12 protein-coding genes and 4 pseudogenes are annotated in these 16,600 nt (G+C 69.2%); 9 read left to right on the forward strand and 7 right to left on the reverse strand.

Features of this window, described 5'->3' with window-relative positions; translation table 11 throughout:
* Window positions 1-385 precede the first annotated feature (385 nt).
* Window positions 386-796: pseudogene (locus OG306_RS02100) on the forward strand (MFS transporter); the annotation flags it as partial.
* Window positions 797-811: 15 nt separating this feature from the next.
* Here the strand turns inward: OG306_RS02100 and OG306_RS02105 are convergent.
* A pseudogene (locus OG306_RS02105) lies at window positions 812-1,147 on the reverse strand (transposase); the annotation flags it as partial.
* A gap of 18 nt (window positions 1,148-1,165) precedes the next feature.
* Here OG306_RS02105 and OG306_RS02110 point away from each other — a divergent pair.
* A pseudogene (locus OG306_RS02110) lies at window positions 1,166-1,807 on the forward strand (phosphotransferase); the annotation flags it as partial.
* An 802-nt stretch (window positions 1,808-2,609) separates the two neighbouring features.
* Here the strand turns inward: OG306_RS02110 and OG306_RS02115 are convergent.
* Window positions 2,610-3,038, reverse strand: a complete 429-nt coding sequence (locus tag OG306_RS02115) for an SRPBCC family protein (RefSeq protein WP_266744349.1) — start codon at window positions 3,036-3,038, stop codon at window positions 2,610-2,612.
* Window positions 3,039-3,393: 355 nt separating this feature from the next.
* Here OG306_RS02115 and OG306_RS02120 point away from each other — a divergent pair, with 355 nt between their 5' ends.
* The 4 genes from OG306_RS02120 (at window position 3,394) to OG306_RS02135 (ending at window position 8,086) form a co-directional block, all read left to right on the forward strand.
* Window positions 3,394-3,567 (forward strand): hypothetical protein, encoded by a 174-nt coding sequence (locus OG306_RS02120; protein ID WP_266752728.1) that lies wholly within the window; start codon window positions 3,394-3,396, stop codon window positions 3,565-3,567.
* Between the two features lie 884 nt (window positions 3,568-4,451).
* Window positions 4,452-5,255 carry a methyltransferase domain-containing protein gene (locus OG306_RS02125; protein WP_266744351.1) on the forward strand — a complete coding sequence of 268 codons (804 nt, stop codon included), beginning with the start codon at window positions 4,452-4,454 and terminating at the stop codon, window positions 5,253-5,255.
* 312 nt (window positions 5,256-5,567) lie between these two features.
* On the forward strand, window positions 5,568-6,770 hold the full coding sequence (fabV, locus tag OG306_RS02130; RefSeq protein ID WP_266907489.1) for an enoyl-[acyl-carrier-protein] reductase FabV: 1,203 nt from the start codon (window positions 5,568-5,570) through the stop codon (window positions 6,768-6,770).
* Window positions 6,771-7,477: 707 nt separating this feature from the next.
* Entirely contained in the window at window positions 7,478-8,086 is a 609-nt protein-coding gene (locus OG306_RS02135; protein WP_266744353.1) for a hypothetical protein, read from the forward strand.
* 590 nt (window positions 8,087-8,676) lie between these two features.
* On the opposite strand, the pseudogene OG306_RS02140 reads toward OG306_RS02135, so the two are convergent.
* The 3 genes and pseudogenes from OG306_RS02140 to OG306_RS02150 all read right to left on the reverse strand — a co-directional run.
* Window positions 8,677-9,085, reverse strand: a pseudogene (locus tag OG306_RS02140) (lytic polysaccharide monooxygenase auxiliary activity family 9 protein); the annotation flags it as partial.
* A gap of 185 nt (window positions 9,086-9,270) precedes the next feature.
* The gene (locus tag OG306_RS02145) at window positions 9,271-9,786 is read right to left on the reverse strand and encodes a DinB family protein (RefSeq protein WP_266744354.1); all 516 of its coding nucleotides are present in this window, start codon (window positions 9,784-9,786) and stop codon (window positions 9,271-9,273) included.
* An 89-nt stretch (window positions 9,787-9,875) separates the two neighbouring features.
* Window positions 9,876-10,655: a tyrosine-protein phosphatase gene (locus OG306_RS02150; protein WP_266744355.1), complete on the reverse strand. Its 780-nt coding sequence runs from the start codon at window positions 10,653-10,655 to the stop codon at window positions 9,876-9,878.
* A gap of 141 nt (window positions 10,656-10,796) precedes the next feature.
* Here OG306_RS02150 and OG306_RS02155 point away from each other — a divergent pair, with 141 nt between their 5' ends.
* Complete coding sequence (locus tag OG306_RS02155) at window positions 10,797-11,453, forward strand: YoaK family protein (RefSeq protein WP_266744356.1); 657 nt, start codon at window positions 10,797-10,799, stop codon at window positions 11,451-11,453.
* A gap of 134 nt (window positions 11,454-11,587) precedes the next feature.
* On the opposite strand, the gene rpmG is transcribed toward OG306_RS02155, so the two are convergent.
* Window positions 11,588-11,752, reverse strand: a complete 165-nt coding sequence (gene rpmG / locus OG306_RS02160; protein WP_266744357.1) for a 50S ribosomal protein L33 — start codon at window positions 11,750-11,752, stop codon at window positions 11,588-11,590.
* Between the two features lie 345 nt (window positions 11,753-12,097).
* Between rpmG and OG306_RS02165 the strand changes: the two genes are divergently transcribed.
* Window positions 12,098-13,543, forward strand: coding sequence for a PP2C family protein-serine/threonine phosphatase (locus OG306_RS02165; RefSeq protein ID WP_266907487.1), 1,446 nt, complete (start codon window positions 12,098-12,100; stop codon window positions 13,541-13,543).
* 164 nt (window positions 13,544-13,707) lie between these two features.
* Here the strand turns inward: OG306_RS02165 and OG306_RS02170 are convergent, their stop codons facing one another.
* Window positions 13,708-15,207 (reverse strand): DNA-binding protein NsdB, encoded by a 1,500-nt coding sequence (locus tag OG306_RS02170; RefSeq protein ID WP_266744359.1) that lies wholly within the window; start codon window positions 15,205-15,207, stop codon window positions 13,708-13,710.
* Between the two features lie 231 nt (window positions 15,208-15,438).
* Between OG306_RS02170 and OG306_RS02175 the strand changes: the two genes are divergently transcribed.
* Window positions 15,439-16,575 carry an aminoglycoside phosphotransferase family protein gene (locus OG306_RS02175; RefSeq protein WP_266744360.1) on the forward strand — a complete coding sequence of 379 codons (1,137 nt, stop codon included), beginning with the start codon at window positions 15,439-15,441 and terminating at the stop codon, window positions 16,573-16,575.
* Window positions 16,576-16,600: the final 25 nt, after the last annotated feature.

The raw sequence follows: 16,600 nt of genomic DNA on the forward strand, positions 1-16,600 counted from the left end.
CGCGGTCGGTGCGCTGGAGCAGGAGCTGACGCCGTGTCCGGATGGGGTCGCGGGCTGTTCGTCGCGGCCGCCGGCAACCTGGGACTGACCTCACCCTGCGCCCCCCCATCGCGCTGGGTTTGCCGGGATGCGGAAGCGAGCCCCTCTCACAGACTGTCGTGCGACCCGGGTGCATTCCTGCCTCTGGCTGATGGAAGCTGGGGCGGAGGGGGGTTGACGATGACGACAGCGCGGGCGAGGACTCACAGCACGGGCAGACTGTCGAGCAAGGACGGTGCCGACCGGTGGTCGCCGGGTCGTGCGCGGTTCATGGGCGTGCTGCTGGTCCTGCTGTCCGTGATATCGGCGGCAGCCTGCTACTTGGTGTTCTCCTGTCGAGGCTGGCTTCGCGGTCGTTCCGCTGACCCTGGGCGTCTTCTCTTCCCGGTGGACCTTCCCCCCGTTGGTGAAGAAGTTCGGCCCGAAGAACCTCGTGATAGCCGCGGCGGCTCTGATCAACATCGGCCTGCTCTGGCTCAGCCAGACGACCCCGTCCACTGGCTATGCCTTCATAGTGGTCCCCACGATTTTCTGCGGCGTCGGCATCGGCATCGCCTTCACAGCGGTGAACTTCACCGTCCTCGCCGGTCTGCCACCGCAGAACACCGGCGTTCCGGCGGGCATGTTGCAGACCATGCAGCAGGTCGGCGGTGCGCTCGGTATCACCGTCCTCAGCACGATCTACATCTCCCGGCTGGACGACGCGCTCAAGACCGGCAGCACGTGTCCTTCGTCAAGTTCGTGCTGCCGGTTTTGAGGGTTTTCATCCTGGTCATGCGGCGAGGGTGACGGTGGGGGTTCGGAACTCGTAGAAGGTGCCGTCTCGGAGCATGGCGAACAGGACGCTGGTGCGTTGGCGGACGAGGCGGAGGAGGGCCTGGGTGTGGGTTTTGCCGCGGGCGCGTTGCTTGTCGTAGTAGGTGCGGGAGGCGGGATCGACGTTCATGCAGGCGAAGGCGGAGAGGAACATGGCGCGTTTGAGTTGCCGGTTGCCGCCCCGGGGTGCGTGCTCGCCGTGGATCGATGTCCCGGACGATTTCGTGGTGGGGGCGAGGCCGGCGTAGGAGGCGAGGTGGGCGGCGGTGGGGAAGTCGGTGCCGTCTCCGACGGCACCTCCCGGGCCCGGGTTGAGTCGGCACGGAGCGCGGTGCCGGTGTTGCCACCGGTCCGTTTCTCCGTGCCGCTCGCCTCCCCGATCAGCCACGACCGCGCGGCCGACACTTTGGCGGGCTTCCTCAAGGCGCTCCATGTGAACGCGCCCGCCGAGGCACCGCTCAGTCCAGATCGCGGCGTTCCCCTCAAAACGCTCACGGACGACTTCGGAAAGATACTCGAGGACGTCGCCTCCGAAGGCATTGCCGCCGTCCTCCGGAATGTGCAGGACGTCTGGGACGAGGCCCTTGGGGCTCCCGACTGGGAGGACCCGCCGGTATGGCTGCACGGCGACCTTCACCCGGCAAATGTTGTCGTCCTGGACGGAACGCTCTCGGGCGTGATCGACTTCGGTGACATGTGCGCAGGCGATCCGGCGGTCGATCTCGCGGCTGCGTGGGTGCTCCTTCCCGCGGGGACGGCTGCACGGTTCTTCAACGCGTACGCGCACGCGGACGCGGACGAGGCGACGATCCGGCGCGCACGAGGATTGGCTGCCCTGAAGAGCCTCGCCCTCATCCTCATTGGCCGGGCCGGGGATCGGGGCCTGCCCGGCGGCAAACCGACGTGGGGACCCGCGGGCCGGGCGGCGCTCGACCGTGTTCTGGCATCAATCCAGGAGACTGGCAGATTTCCACGTTGCTCAACCCTCGGTGGCCCCGCTCAAGGTTCGTTACCAAGGGGCACCCAGGTCACCTGAGACCGCACTCGACGGAACAGATCACCTGAGACGGGGACCAGTGTCGGCGTTCGCGTACAAGTGGCTTTGGCAAGATCTTCGTAGCGGGATGTCATTCCGGAACGGTGATCGGCCGGTCCGCGTAGCGGCGGCGTAAGTGGGCGATCACTACGACCCGCTGGCGTAGGAGTGGGACGTCGGCGCGTCCGACCATGATGCGTTTGGGAAGTTTCACGTCAGTTGTGCGACCTTCGTTGACCCCGGAGTTGCAGGGGGTCGTGATTCCCTGCGCGACGGCCTGCTGGTCTTTGCACAGGGCTGTCGCGACACTACCCTACCACCCCGCCCAACGCGTTCCGTCAGCATCTGTGCCTGCTCCAGGTGGCCCGCTGAACTGACACCGGGCCTGCGTGACGCGCCGCAAGGCGGACCGACCGTCAGCGCACGTCCGGCATGGGCGTACGCCTTCTCCTGTTCCGCACAGACCCCGCAGATCAGGCTCGCGCCACCTTCACGCCGGACACCGCCTGGCCAGGAAGCAAAAACCCGCCGGACTCATCCCGGAGGAACCTTCAAGCCCCGGTTTCGATGTCGTCCAAGCATTTCGACGCATCAGCAGTGGTTCGCTCGCGCTCGCCTTCCCGATCCCCACCTGACGCCCTTTCAAGGTCGCCTTCGACGGGCGACAACTACCGCTGAGGCACACGATCCCTACCCGAGCGCCACCAGCACGTCGTAGTCAGTGTCGGCTCTCCAGCAGGTCCTTGAACTTCTCCAGGTCGGTCCGGACTGTGTCTTCGATCGCGTGGACCTGGGCGAATCCCTTCGGACCGCCGAAGGTCGCCCGTACGGTGTCCGGGTCGTACTCCAGCCGGACTTGCAGCTGGGTGTGCTGGTCATCCAGCGGGTTCACGGCGAAGGCAGCTTTCAGCTCTGGGCTGTCCACCGTCCAGTCCATCACCTGACCCTTGCCTCGATCGGCAATACGAGTCTCGAAAACCTGCTCGTCATCCCCGATCCGGACGTCGAGATGGGCTCGGCTGCTGCCGTGCCCAGCGGCGCTCTTCACACCCTCCATGAACATCGGGTACTCGTCGATGCGGTGCAGCTGCGCCCAGACCTCCTGCGCCGGGACATTGACGTCGACCTGTTCTTCGAGCCTGCTCATCGGGAGCCTCGCTTCCCAGCCCGGCCGCCCGGGCCATCGGTACTTCCAGCCTGCTCTGCTTCCCGCCCCTCGGCCACCCAGCCCGGTTCTGACTCCCCTGGGCCGGCCCTGAGCCCGGAGGAATTCACATGCTGTCCGCCGCCGCTGTCGGTGTTCACCAGGTCGGTTGGCGGCCTTACGACGGCGGGGAGCAGGGGCTCGCACAGAGGTACTATCTCCAGTCGTACGCCCTGGCCCACGAGCCCCAGACCACCGGGCACGACGCGTTCGTCATGAGGACCACGGCCCAGCAGGGCATGAAGCTGCTCCGCCCCGAGCGTTGCCTGGCCCTGGTCGCGAGCGCCGTCGGGTGCGCATGGAAGAGATCCGGGCCGCGCCCGAGGGCCGCGACGGCAACGTGAGCGCGGCCGGGGAGCCGGCCCGGCTGCGGGCGGAGAACGCCCGGCTGCTCAAGGCCGAGGAGGAGTGGCAGCCGGAGCGCGAGATCCTGCGGCGGGCAGCCGCCTATTTCGCGTGGGAGGGGAAGTGAGGCCCCGCCGCTGGGACGTCATCTCCGGCAACCGCGCCGACTTCGGCGTCAAGCGGATCTGCCGGGTGCCCGGAGCGTCCCGCGCCGGCTACTACCAGCACCTGGCCACCGGGCAGGCCCGCGCCGAGCGCCGGGCCGAGTGCCGGGCCGAGCGCTGGGCCGAGGAGAAGCGGACCGTGAGCGAGATCCCCGCCATCCACGCCCGGCGCGACGTAGCTCTACCTCGCCACGGTCATCGACATCTGCTCGAGGACGGCGGTGGGCTGGTCGATCGCCGAAGCCTTGCCGCTTGCCTTGATCACCCAGGTCGCCTGGGCCCGACGGAGCCGACAGTAGCCGTACTTGTCATCGACCGGGACCTGCCGCCGCCAGCCGACGCACTCGCCGACGGTATGTTGCCGGGCCGACCGCATTCCTGTACTTCGTCGGCCGACAGCCCTGACAAACGCGGTGGGGACGGAGTGGGGTCGCCCGCCCTGCCCTGGTCCGGCAGCAATCCCCATGGCGCGCTCCATCGGCCGACGACGAACACATCAAGCTCAACCCCCGTGCTACGGAGGGTCCGCCAGCACTGCGGCTCCGCCCTCGGACAGTTCCGGGCGAGGGCGGACTTCGTCGACTCGGGCACGATGGACATGGGCCGTCCTGCCCGTTCGGCCTGCCAGGTGCTGCGGCAGACACTCCTCGGTGATCGAACGGCAAGCGGATCTCGGCAGACCGAGGCCGCCCATCCCGCCGTGCGGTCGCTCTCGGCAGCGGGCCCGGGGTGGCCGGCTCGCCTCGGTACGGGGAGCTCCGGCGTAGAGGCGTGACGGACGGATCCCCGCCGGCGAAGACCGCCCCGGCAACCGGGTCCCGACTGCCCCCTCTGCCAGAATCACCACATGGCTGAACACGACACGGACCCCGGCTACCTGCTGGACAACCAGCAATCGGAGGCGGGGATCCGCTTCGGCGCCCTCAGCGAGTTGTTCGATCCGGTGACGTTCCGGCATGTCGACCGGCTCGGGATCGCCGCCGGCATGCGGTGCTGGGAGGTCGGTGCCGGCGCTCCGTCCGTACCACTCGGGCTGGCCGAGCGAGTCGGTCCGACGGGAGCGGTGATCGCCACCGACATCGACGTGTCCTGGACGCGAGACGTCCACGGTGGTGTGATCGAGGTGCTGCGGCACGACGTGGCGGCCGACCCGCCGCCGCCCGGCGGCTTCGACCTCGTCCACGCCCGACTGGTCCTGGTGCACGTCACCGACCGCGCCGAGGCACTGCGCCGGATGATCCAGGCGCTGCGGCCCGGCGGCCGGCTGCTCCTGGAGGACGCCGACCCTGGGTTGCAGCCACTGTTGTGTCCGGACGAGTCCGGTCCCGAACAGCGGCTCGCGAACCGGCTGCGATCCGGCTTCCGCGCCTTGATGGCGGCACGCGGCGCGGACCTCGCGTACGGGCGAACCCTGCCCCGGCTGCTGCGTGAGGCCGGTCTCGAGGACGTCCAGGCCGACGCGTACTTCCCGATCACCTCGCCGGCTTGTGCCGTCCTCGAGGCCGCGACCGTGCGGCAGATCCGCCACCTTCTGGTGGCGGAAGGACTTGCCACCGACACGGAGATCGACCGCCACCTGGCGAACGTCGCCACCGGACGTCTCGACCTTGCCACCGCCCCGATGATCTCCGCGTGGGGACGGCGCCCGTAACCCTCCCCGCTTGTCTCTCACACGCTTCCGTCGTCCAACTGAACCGCTCCTCACCGTGCTGACGAGTTCGTTCCGGTCCCTTCGTACGATCGGGGCACCCAGGGACCTGCCCGTCGGCCACAGGATGGGCATCCGGTCACGTGCGCGGCTGCCTCGCTCTGCTCGAACTGGTGGAAACCCTCCAAGGCCGTCTCGCGATCGTTGTGCCGGATGAGATCACCGCCCCTGTCCGTACGGTCGCAGACTTGCAGGATGCGTGGCCCACCTGATGGCTGCCGCGCTCTCATCCACGCCGATCCCAAGGACCTGATCGTGAGCGAACGCGTCATCTCCCCCCTGAACCGTGGTTTCCTCTTCCTCGACTCCCACCCGGCCGGCTGCCGCAAAGTGGTGGCCGACATGTGGCGGGCCGTCCCCACCCGGCAGTCCGGCGGGGACGAGCCGGTGGCGCTCGTCATCGGCTCGTCCGCCGGGTACGGGCTCGCCGCCACGATCGCCGGGCTCGCCCGCGTCGGGATCCGCGGCATCGGGGTGTGCTTCGAGAGGGCACCCGGGCGGCGCACCGGCACGGCCGGCTGGTACCGCACCGCCGCGACCGCCGAACTGGCCCGCGAGTACGGCCGGGACATGGTCTTCCTCAATGGTGACGCGTTCTCCGATGCGATGAAGGACCAGGTCGCCGACCTCCTCAAGCAGCGGTACGGGCGGCTGGACCACCTGATCTACTCGGTGGCTGCCCCGCGACGCACCGACCCGGACACCGGCGTCACCTACTCCTCCGTCCTCAAGCCGATCGGCGATCCCTACCGGACCAAGACCCTCACGTTCGACGGCTCCGGCGCCCCGGAGGTCACCGAAGTGGAAACCGCCCCGGCCGCGGGCGACGACATCGAGCAGACCATCGCGGTGATGGGCGGCACGGACTGGGAGCGGTGGATCGACTCCTTGGCCGGACGCGACCTGCTCGCCGACGGGTTCACCACCGCCGCGCTCTCCTACATCGGCTCACCCCTGACCGCGGGCATCTACCGGCAGGGCACCATCGGCGCGGCCAAGGCCCACCTCGAAGCCACCGCCCGTACCCTGAACGAACGCCTGGGCAAGCTGGTCGGCGGGCGCGCACTCACCTCCGTCAACGGGGCCGCCGTCACCCAGTCCTCCACCGCCATCCCCGGCATCGCCCTGTACGTCGGCCTGCTGCGTGGCGTCCTCGATGAGGGCATGGTCCCGCCGATCGACCAACTCACCGAGCTGTGGGATCACCTCACCGGCACCCGCCCCCTCGCTCTCGACGACGACGGCCGAGTCCGCCTCGACACATGGGAGCTCACATCCCCGGTCCAGGAGGCCGTCGCCGACCGCTGGAACAGCGCGGCCACGAACAGCATCGGTGACCTCGCCGATCTCGACTGGTTCCACTCCGAGGTGCAGCGCCTGTACGGCTTCGCCGTACCCGGCATCGACTACACCGCCCCCGTCGACACCGACATCCCCTGGCCGGACCCGACCGTCTGACCCCACCCTTGGAGGAACGCCGTACGCCTGCCCACCGAGGACACCCTCGTCCTCCGGCAGCAGGACCTGGAGACCACGTGCGCCGCATGTATCGACCACGAACTGCGCCAGGACACTGCCCGGATCAGCGAACCGGCCGTGCACGACGCGGCCGTCGCCCTCCTGACCAGGCACGGTTCGGAGAGCCGAAGGACATCGCGGGCGTCGTGCACCAGGTCAGGGCCTCGGGCTTTCGCCTCCGTCCCGGTTGCACACGATCTCGGCGCAGAACACCCGACACGAAGCGCGGCATGTCCCGTGTCCGGTGGCGGTGGCGCTGATCAATGGCTGCGGTGTTGGGTTCTGCGGCGACGGGCACAACCCACCTGAGCAGCCAGGATGGGGGCGGGGCGCGGTCGAGGGGCGTTCGGGGTGGTGGCGTGGAACTGCTGTGTGGGGCGTGTCAATGAATGACACGCCGTCGCCGGGGTGAGCGTGTTTCAGCAAGTCGCCTGGACAGGCTAACGACATCTCAAGTGCCCTGAATTCAGGGACTAGTTCACTTTGTCTAAGATTATATGAAAATAGCATATGGCGTACATTGCGTACCTCGATCGATATTCCGGCACCTGCACCCAACACGTTCGATATGACAGGTATGGGGACCGTCAGTACGTTCAATCTCGGGTCGGCTGCTCAGCCGCCCCCTCTGAGACAGGAGAAGTGACATGGCTACCCGTTCCACCGTTGTTACGGCCGCTGTCGCGGCCGCCGCGGCCCTGGCCGCAACCGGCATCACCTACGCGTCGGCCGCAACCACCGAGCCGGCCCAGGCCGCCCCCGTCATCCAGCAGGCCGCCCCCGCCGTCCAGCAGGCTCCCGCCCCCGTCACGGCCCTCGAAGGCGGCGACGGCGGCAAGGGCAACGAGGGCAAGGGCAACGAAGGCAGGGGCAACGAAGGCAGGGGCAACGAAGGCGGGGGCTACGGCGAGGGTCGTGGCCACGAAGAGGGCCGCCGCCACTACGAGGGCCGCATCCACATCAACGAGCGGACCTACTCCGACGAGCGCGGTGGCTGCATCACCGTTGTCAGCGGCCTCGGTTCCAAGAGCCTCAACATCCGCAACGACAGCCGCCGGACCGTCGAGGTCTTCCGCGGCGCCACCTGCGACAACGGCGCCCCCATCGCCACCGTCGGACCCCACAGCTCCAGCGACGGCGTCTTCCCCGGCCACGTCCGGGGCGGCGTGTGGGTCAAGGACGGCGTCGTGGGCAGCTTCCGCGTGATCGACCACCGCTTCGGCGGAGACCGTGACCGCGGTGACGGAGACTACTGACCGAGTCATTCGGTCGACGTGGAACCCCGGCCCGCCGGAATCGGGCCGGGGTTCCACCCCGAACTCACCACATCCCCTGCACGACACACGATCCCCGGCGAACCCGGCCCATCCGGCCGGCACAACGTGGCACCGGCGCGGCAGACGCCATCCACGACCCAGCCGCCCAGAAGCCCGCCCCACCCCCACCTAGCCACCTTCGATGCCCGCACCTCGGCGACCAACACCTGGAGGACCGAGGTGCGGTGGTGACGACCGGTTGGTGGTCCGCCGTCTCGGACCGGCGGCTTCCGCGGTTGCCCCGCAGGTCGGCTTCGCCCGGGCAGAGCCGGGCGACGTCGACGACGCGTTCGGCGCAAGTGACCGGCCCCCGGATCCGAGGGCCGGTTCTGCCTGTCGGTGTCCTGGTCGTCGTTCGACGGTGCGCCGGCGAAAGGCGCACCCCTCCGGGCCATGTCGAGAACGCACGGTCCATTGACTTCCCCGCGAACCTCTCTCCCGCGGCTACACCATGACCGTCAGCAGGGGCACCCGGCTGATGCAGTGGGCGACTGACACCCCGAAAGGACGCACCGGCCCGGACTCCCCGGTCAGCCGACGTTCACATCGATGCAGGCGTAGAACGCGTGGGCGGTGTCCGCGATGTTCCACACCGCGAGACCTTCTGCTTGCCCGCCAGGCCGCCGAAGTTCACCTGATGGGTGACGGTGGAGCCGGGTTGCGCACCATTGTCGTGAATTCGGCGACCTTCTGCCCGTCGGCGAAGTACTGCCATGTGCTGGTGGCGTGACGGGCTGTCAGGACGCACTGGAACGACGTGGTCCGGCTCACCGGGGTGACCTTCCACCCCTTGGAGTCACTGTCGCGTTCGGCGAACCGGCTGTTGCCACCGCTAGAGCTGGTCAGTCCCTTGGGACCTTCCACGCTCTGCGGCTCGTACTTGATGTCTCCGCAGCTCACGGTGCCCGCGGCGCACTGGGCCTGGCGGCTCGGAGGCGTCGTTGGCGGTGGTGATCGCCCGCAGCACCCAGCAGGCGATCGTCGTCGATCTTCCCGAGCTGTACGTCCTGGGGAGCGAACCCGACGCCGGCCGGCCCACCGCTGTCGTGTCGCCACGCGACCATCACGGCCAACGACGCCTCCTCCGCGCTCGGTCCGCGGACCGAGCCGTTCTCAGTGAGGCATCACCCGCCGGTCACACCGTCTGTACACTCCCGCAACAGGTCGGCGTGGCCGCTGTGTCGGGCGTACTCCGCGATCATGTGGATGTGGACCATACGGAGCGAGTACACCTCGCCGGCATGGGTGAAGGTGTCGTCCATCGAGGCATCCGCGACGATCGCGTCCGCCAGCCGGCATTCCTCGACCAGGCGCGCATAGTCCTCGGCGGCTCGGGACGGGTCCACGTTCTCGAAGTCCGCGTCCTTGCCCTTCTCGGGGTCGTACATCGGGTCGAGCGTCTGACCGGCGAACCGCTGCCGGAACCACGCGCGTTCGACCTTGGCCATGTGGCGGATCAGCCCGAGGAGTGTGAGGTTCGACGGCGAAACCGTCTGCTCGGCGAGTTGCTTCCCGGTCAGACCTGCGCACTTGTGCAACAGGGTGCCGCGGAACCAGGCGAGGTAGCCGGTGAGCATCTCGCTTTCACCGGCCACGAGCGAACCGGGCGTGCGCTCAACATCAGGTGCTGTCCATGTCATCCCTTGATCTTGCCTCGTGCCCGCCGGACAGGAACAGGGTTTTTCCGCTCGGCCGTCGGCGTGACCTGCGCGCGCCGAGGGCGCCGGTTTCAGGCACTCCCTACGACCGGGGAGCGCTCGGCCGGTCGCTCTTCGCCGACGGGTTCGAGGAAGTTCTCGCGCAGGGCGGCCAGCAATTCCTCGTCGGCACACAGGAGTTCGGCGGCGTACGCGCGGACGGAGCCGTGGGTGGCGGTGAGATCCGCCAGAAAGAACCGCATGATATCGGCGGGCGCCCGGCCGTACCCGGGCCAGACCGGTTCCTGACCGTCGTGGTCCGCCCTCCAGTCGGCCAGGAGCCGTTCGGCGGCGAGTTCGGTGAGGGCGAAGTCGGCGACGATGTCGTCCTCGGCCACACCGAGCAGGGACAGGACGAGTGCGGCGAGCAGCCCGGTGCGGTCCTTGCCCGATGCGCAGTGGAAGACGACGGGCCCGCTGTCCTCGGCCGCGAGTACGTCCAGGGCGCGGCGGAGTTCCGTGACTCCGTCGTGCGCGACCTCCGCGTACCGGTCGGCCAGGAAGCGCCCGGTCTCCACGTCCGGGCCGAGTGCCGCCTGATCGTAGGGCCGGTGCTCGATGCTGAGGTGGTGGTAACGCAGCCCCGGGGCGTCGGGCACCCGGCCCTTGGCCGCGATCTCCCAGTCGTAGCGCAGATCAATGACTGTACGGACGCCGAGGTCCAGGAAGCGGTCCCAGTCCTTGCCGCGGAGCTTGCCCAGCGAGTCGGATCGGTAGAGCCGCCCCCAGCGGACCGGGCGGCCCTTTTCTCCTCGATATCCGCCCACATCACGGAAGTTGTGCAGTCGATCGAAGGCTAGGTGCCTGTTCATACTGCAGTACCTTAAAACAACGCCGACTCGCGGCCGACCCGGTGCCCCGGCCGGTACCCGGCTATGACCGGCCGTACCGCTCGCCGCGCCGGGCCGGCCGCGAGTCGGCGTCTTCGGCAGGACTGAGCCGAGAATGCAGGCGTGTCTACTCCTGCACTCCCCGCCGGGCGCGATCCACGGGACGCATGGTCCCTGCTGCTTCTGTCGGCTGCTTCCGGCGCGGCCGATGCGTTCGCCTTCATCTGTGTCGGTCAGGTCTTCGCCGGGGTGATGACCGGGAATCTGGTGCTGCTGGGCGCTTCGGCGGCCGGTGTCGGGGAGCACGGGGTGGCCTTGCATGTGATCACCGCTCTCGCTTCGTACGGCGTCGGTGCCGCATGCGGTGCGCGGATGAGTGAACGGTTGCGGTGGCCGCTGCCGGTGATGCTGCTGATCGAAGTGGTGCTTCTCGGGGCGGGGGCCGTGCTGTGGGCGCTGGATCCGATCGCCCCGGACGGGGACCGGCTGGGGCTGCTGGCGCTCATTTCCGTGGCCATGGGGATCCAAGGACGTGTCCTCGCCACGCCCACCAACTACTTCACCGGCACTCTGACGTCCCTCGTCGGCCGCGCGACGCTCCGCTCCTGGAACCGGGGGGACGCCTGGGTGGCCGGCCGGCTGATCGCGGTCGTGGCGGGTGCGTCCGCGACCGCGCTGGCGGTACGGCTGTGGCCGGGCGCCGCTGCCGTGGTGGCCGTGGTACCGGCGGTCGGTGCGCTGCTGACCGAGACCGTGCCCAGGAGGCCGCGGAGGGGCTGACCGCACCCGCCCCGTACGGCCCCCAGACACAAGAACAGTCGCAGGCGCAGACGCAGACGCAGCAACGCGGAGCAGATGCCGGACAGGAACCGCCGCCGGCCGGGGCAGCAGGACGCCCCGGCCCGCGACTGGGCTCAGCGTTCCTCGCGGAAGAGGACGTGCCGCCCCGCGATGGCGTCGAACTTGCGCAGGACCAGCCGGTCAGGGGTGTTCCGGCGACTCTTGCGCGTCACATAGCTCTGCCCCGTTCCGGCCGTCGACCGGAGCGTCACGACGGGGCGGGTCTCACTGCGGGCCATGGATGCCTCCGGGCTGACTGTCCGACCCCAGCCCCCTTATGGGAATGGGTGTCGTTTTCGCACTGCACCTGTAACGCGAGGGGGCACCGCCGCATTCCCGCCCATGCGGAATCCGGCGTGCGTGGGCGCACGGCTGTCCGCACACGCCGGGTGAAGTGTGTCAACGTCCGTCGACAGCAAGGCTGTTCGACGGACTGGCGCACCCTGCGCAGCCTGTGGCATATGCCAGAAGCAACAGCGCATCGAGTGTTGCCAAATCCCTTACGGCCCCCCGCAGCCTGTGCAACAGTCGTCTACGGTCCACCTTTCAGACCTGGTCGCGCCGCGCCTGTATCGGAGTACGAGATGCCGTCCCATCTGTCTGCGGACCGCCCCGCCCCTCAGCCACCCGAACGCGATGCCGTCGATGCCCTGATCAACCGGACCCGTCGACTGCGTGGCGATGTGGATGCCGTACGGCGGGAATCGGTGCTGATCGACGAGGAAGATCCGCAGATGCGCTGGCAGCGCGCGCTCTGCGAGCTGGCGGTCCATCACCTTGATGATCTCGGCGCACAGCTGGGACAGCTCAAGGAGGGCATCCCGTCGGAGGCGTCGCAACAGCCCACGGGCTGTGCGACGCAGGGCGTCGAGGACATGACCGCCGGCCGGCCGGAGTCCGGTTCGCTCGTCGGCAGAGTGGGCAGCGCGGAATGGAACCTGCTGACCGATGAAGTCACCTGGTCCGAGGAGCTGTTCGTGATCTTCGGCAGGTCGCCCGACGCGGGGCCTCTCTCGCTGGACGACCTACCGTCCATGCTCCTGCCCGAGGATCAGCCCCTGCTCACCTCTCTGGTGACGGACTGTCTGGTCGACGGGAAGCCGATAGACGGCGAATTTCGCATTCTGCGGGCCGACGGCCGGATGCGTACGCTCCACATGATGGGCGAGCCCGTCCTCGACACCGAGGGGCGCACCGCCTCCATGTGGGCGGTCCTGCGCGATGTCAGTGAGCTGCGGCGCAGCCAGCAGGTGGTGCTTCGTAGCCATGATTCGCTGCGGCGCCGGGAGCACATGGCGCGGACCGAGCACCGGATGGCGGTCGAACTCCAGGAGGCCGTGCTCCCCCCGTGGCGGGGCTCGCTGCAGCTGCCCTCGAAGGGAGCGGGCGCGCTGGACATCGCGGCCCACTACCTTCCGTCGGAGTCGAGTTCCCTGATCGGCGGTGACTGGTACGACGCGCTGGAACTGCCGGACGGCAGGACCGTGCTCACGGTCGGCGATCTGACCGGCCACGGCATCCAGGCCACCTCGGCCATGGCGATGCTGCTGGGCGCGCTGCGCGGGATGGCGGTGGCCGGCATCGAGCCGGGGACCCTGATGGGGCATCTCAATCAGCTACTGGAATCCTCCGTCCAGCCCGCCCTCGGCAGCGCTGTGTGCTGTCGATTCGATCCGTCCACCGGCATCCTCGCCTGGGCGCAGGCGGGGCACCCCGCACCGCTGCTGTTCCGCGACGGTGAAGGGCGCCCGCTGCTGCCACCGGACGGGGTCCTGCTCGGCGCGACCTCCGGGGTCGCGTACGAGCAGGACGAAGTGCACCTGCTGGCCGGTGACGTGCTGGTGCTGCACACCGACGGCCTGAACCGTCACAGCGACCGGAGGGCGAGCCCGGACGCCCTGCTCGCTCTCGCACCGCACTTCGCGCGGGCCCGCACGGCACAGGAGTGCGTACGGACGGTCGTCACGGAGTTCGGCGGCACCGAGCGCCTCGACGACGCATGCGTGCTGATCGCCCGCATCGGGACGTAAGGCACAGCGGCACGTAAGGCGTGCGGCATAACGCGGTGCGCAGGACTACGAGCCGCCTGCAGGTGCGGCGTCCCGATGACCGGCGCTCCGACAACCGCTGCTCCGACAACGGTCGGTGGTAGGGCAGTTGTTGACCGACGCCCCGTCATCGCGGCGCCCTCATGTCAGATCTCGGACGAGCGCCTGCGCTGCTTGATGACGGAACTCTGCGGCAGCGAGAGCTTGATCTCCTCGCGCAGGTCCTCGATCTTCGCGTAGCCCGCGAACTGGCCCGTCAGCCGGTACATCTCGCGCAGCCGGTCCCAGGTGCGGTGCGAGGAGGTCTCCCCCATCGACACCAGGGCGAGCCGTGCGTAACGGTCGGCCTGCTCGGGATCGTCGGCGATGAAGCACGCCGAGGCGAGCGAGATGTAGTCGAAGATCTTGGACCGCTGGCGTCCGTTGGCGCGCAGCTCCAGAGCCTGCTTGGCATGACGTTGAGCCACGCTCGCCGCCGACGGCTCGTGTTCGGCGAGCGTACGGAACGCCAGCGCCTGCATGCCGTGCAGATCTGCCTCGTCGAACATCTGCATCCAGCTGGGGGGCGGCACATCGCTCTTGTCCGAGACGAAGAGTTCCTCGGCCTTGCCGAGCGTGCGTCGCATCGCCTGGCCGCGGCCCATGGACGCCTGTGCCCAGGCCTCGATGGTGTGCAGCATCGCCTGGGTGCGCGGCAGAACCATGTCCCCGGAACCCGACTTGGCGAGCTTCATCAAATCCAGGGCGTCGTCGGGACGGCCCAGGTGGACCATCTGACGGGCCGCCCTGGAGAGCGCCTCGCCCGCGCGCGGGCGGTCGCCGCCCTCGTGCGCCGCGTGCGCCGCGATGACGAAGTACTTCTGGGCGGTGGGTTCGAGGCCGATGTCGTGGGACATCCATCCCGCGAGGACAGCGAGGTTGGCGGCGACGCCCCAGAGGCGGCGCTGCAGATGCTCGGGGTGACGGTAGGCGAGCATGCCACCCACCTCGTTGAGCTGGCCCACCACGGCCTTGCGCTGCAGTCCGCCGCCCCGGGAGGCGTCCCAGGCGCGGAACACCTCGACGGAGTGTTCGAGCGCCTCGATCTCCTCCGAGCCGATGGGCGCGGCCTCGTACCGGTCGAAACCGGCCGGGTCTGCGTACAGCGGGTCGTCGATCCTTGGAGCATCGGCCGCCAGCACAGGGTCGGTATGCAGCCAGTCGTGCATGGGGCCGGTGATGGTCGATCCTGCGGCGAGCGCGGCGCCCGCGCTCACCAAGCCGCGTCGGTTGAGCATGAGGTCCATTCCCGTGAATTCGGTGAGGACCGCTGCCGTCCGTTCGGGCGCCCACGGAAGTCCGTCGGGATTGTCCTGCGTCCCGACCTCTTGCCGATTCCCCACACGCCCGCGCCGGCCGAACCCGAGGTCCTCGATGGTCACGACACGACCGAGCCGCTCGGTGAACAGGGCAGCCAGCACTTTGGGCACGGGATCGCGGGGGGACTCCCCCATGTCGATCCAACGCCTCACCCGCGAGGTGTCGGTGGCCAGCTGCGGGTGGCCCATGGCCGCCGCCTGCCGGTTCACCATTCTCGCGAGTTCGCCCTTGGACCAGCCGGCGAGGCCGAACAGGTCGGACAGGCGGGTGTTGGGTTCTCCGGTCACGTCAAGCCCCCAGGTTCTCGGCTGTGTTGACAGTAACCCCCTGTCAGGTGCCCAGCGAGTATTCGCCACGGTTCGCCAGGGTCCGCCAGATGGTCTGCCACCCGCGCGCCGGTGTCAGGTAGGAAAGCGCCACCCCGCCCGGCAGCCCTAGGTACTCCCCAGGGTGCCGAACGGCCGCCGGCCGGGGCGGTGCACGCAACTTGTCGGCGCACGAAGGGATCTGTCTCGCTCATGTACACAGCATCGTCCTCCGTGACCGCCCCGCCCCGGCCGCTTCGTCCCCTGGGTGCGGGCGGCGGACCCTACCTCGCTCCGCATGCCGCTCCCCTGGCACCCGGCACAGTCCGGCCGCGGCGGCCGGCGGGGCTGGGCGGACCGCCGCTCAGCGGGCGGCTGGACCTCTCCGGGCCGCAGGGCGCCCAGCTGAGGATGGCGATCGCCTCCGTCCAGCGGATCTGCCCGGAGTTCAACCCGGTGCAGGTGCTGCGCCGCAGCGGCCGCTCGGTGCTCCTCGTCGGCTCCACCGGACGGGCGACCGCGGTCGCCAAGTGTTTACTGGACCACTCCCCCGCATGGTCGGAGCGGTTCCGTCACGAAATAGCTGCATACCGTGCGTTCGTCCGGCACCGCCCGCCCGTGCGGGTGCCTCGGCTCATCGCGGCCGACCCGGAGAACTGCACGCTGGTGATCGAGCGGATGCCCGGCCGGGTGGCAGCGCTGACCCGGCATCCGTCGGAGGCCCCGCCCCGCGCCGATGTGCGGGCCGTACTGGGCGCGATCAGCCGGGTCAATGCCTGGCGGCCGGCGCCGGGGCTCTTCGAAGCACCGCTGGACTACGCCTCGCGGATCGCCCGTTACCACGAGCTGGGGCTGTTCACGGACCGTGATCTGGGCGATCTGCAGAAGCTGCTGCACGGTCTGGCGCACGCGGGCGGCCGTCAGGGCATGGGGCAGTTCTGTCACGGTGACGCGCTGCTCTCCAACATCCTGCTGTCGCCCACGGGTCCGGTCCTGGTGGACTGGGAGCACGCGGGCTGGTATCTGCCGGGCTACGACCTGGCGACGCTGTGGGCGGTCCTGGGCGACGCTCCCGTGGCGCGGCGTCAGATCAGCCAGCTGGCCCAGGCCAAGGGGCCCGACCAGCGGGATGCGTTCCTGGTGAACCTGATGCTGGTGCTGACGCGGGAGATCCGTACCTACGAGACGGCCGTCCAGCGGGCCATGCGCGAGCCGGTGTCCCCGGGCGCCGGTCAGGACCGGCCGGGCGTGCTCTCGTCGAGCGAGGAGCAGCGGCTGCTGCTGCGCCGGCTGCACGACGACTGCGCGATGGCCCGCCGGGCCGTACGTGCCGCGGTCGGCACTCGCTGACCCCGCCGGGGGACGCGCGTTGCGG

Origin of the sequence: Streptomyces sp. NBC_01241 (genome assembly GCF_041435435.1) — a bacterium.
GTDB lineage: Bacteria > Actinomycetota > Actinomycetes > Streptomycetales > Streptomycetaceae > Streptomyces.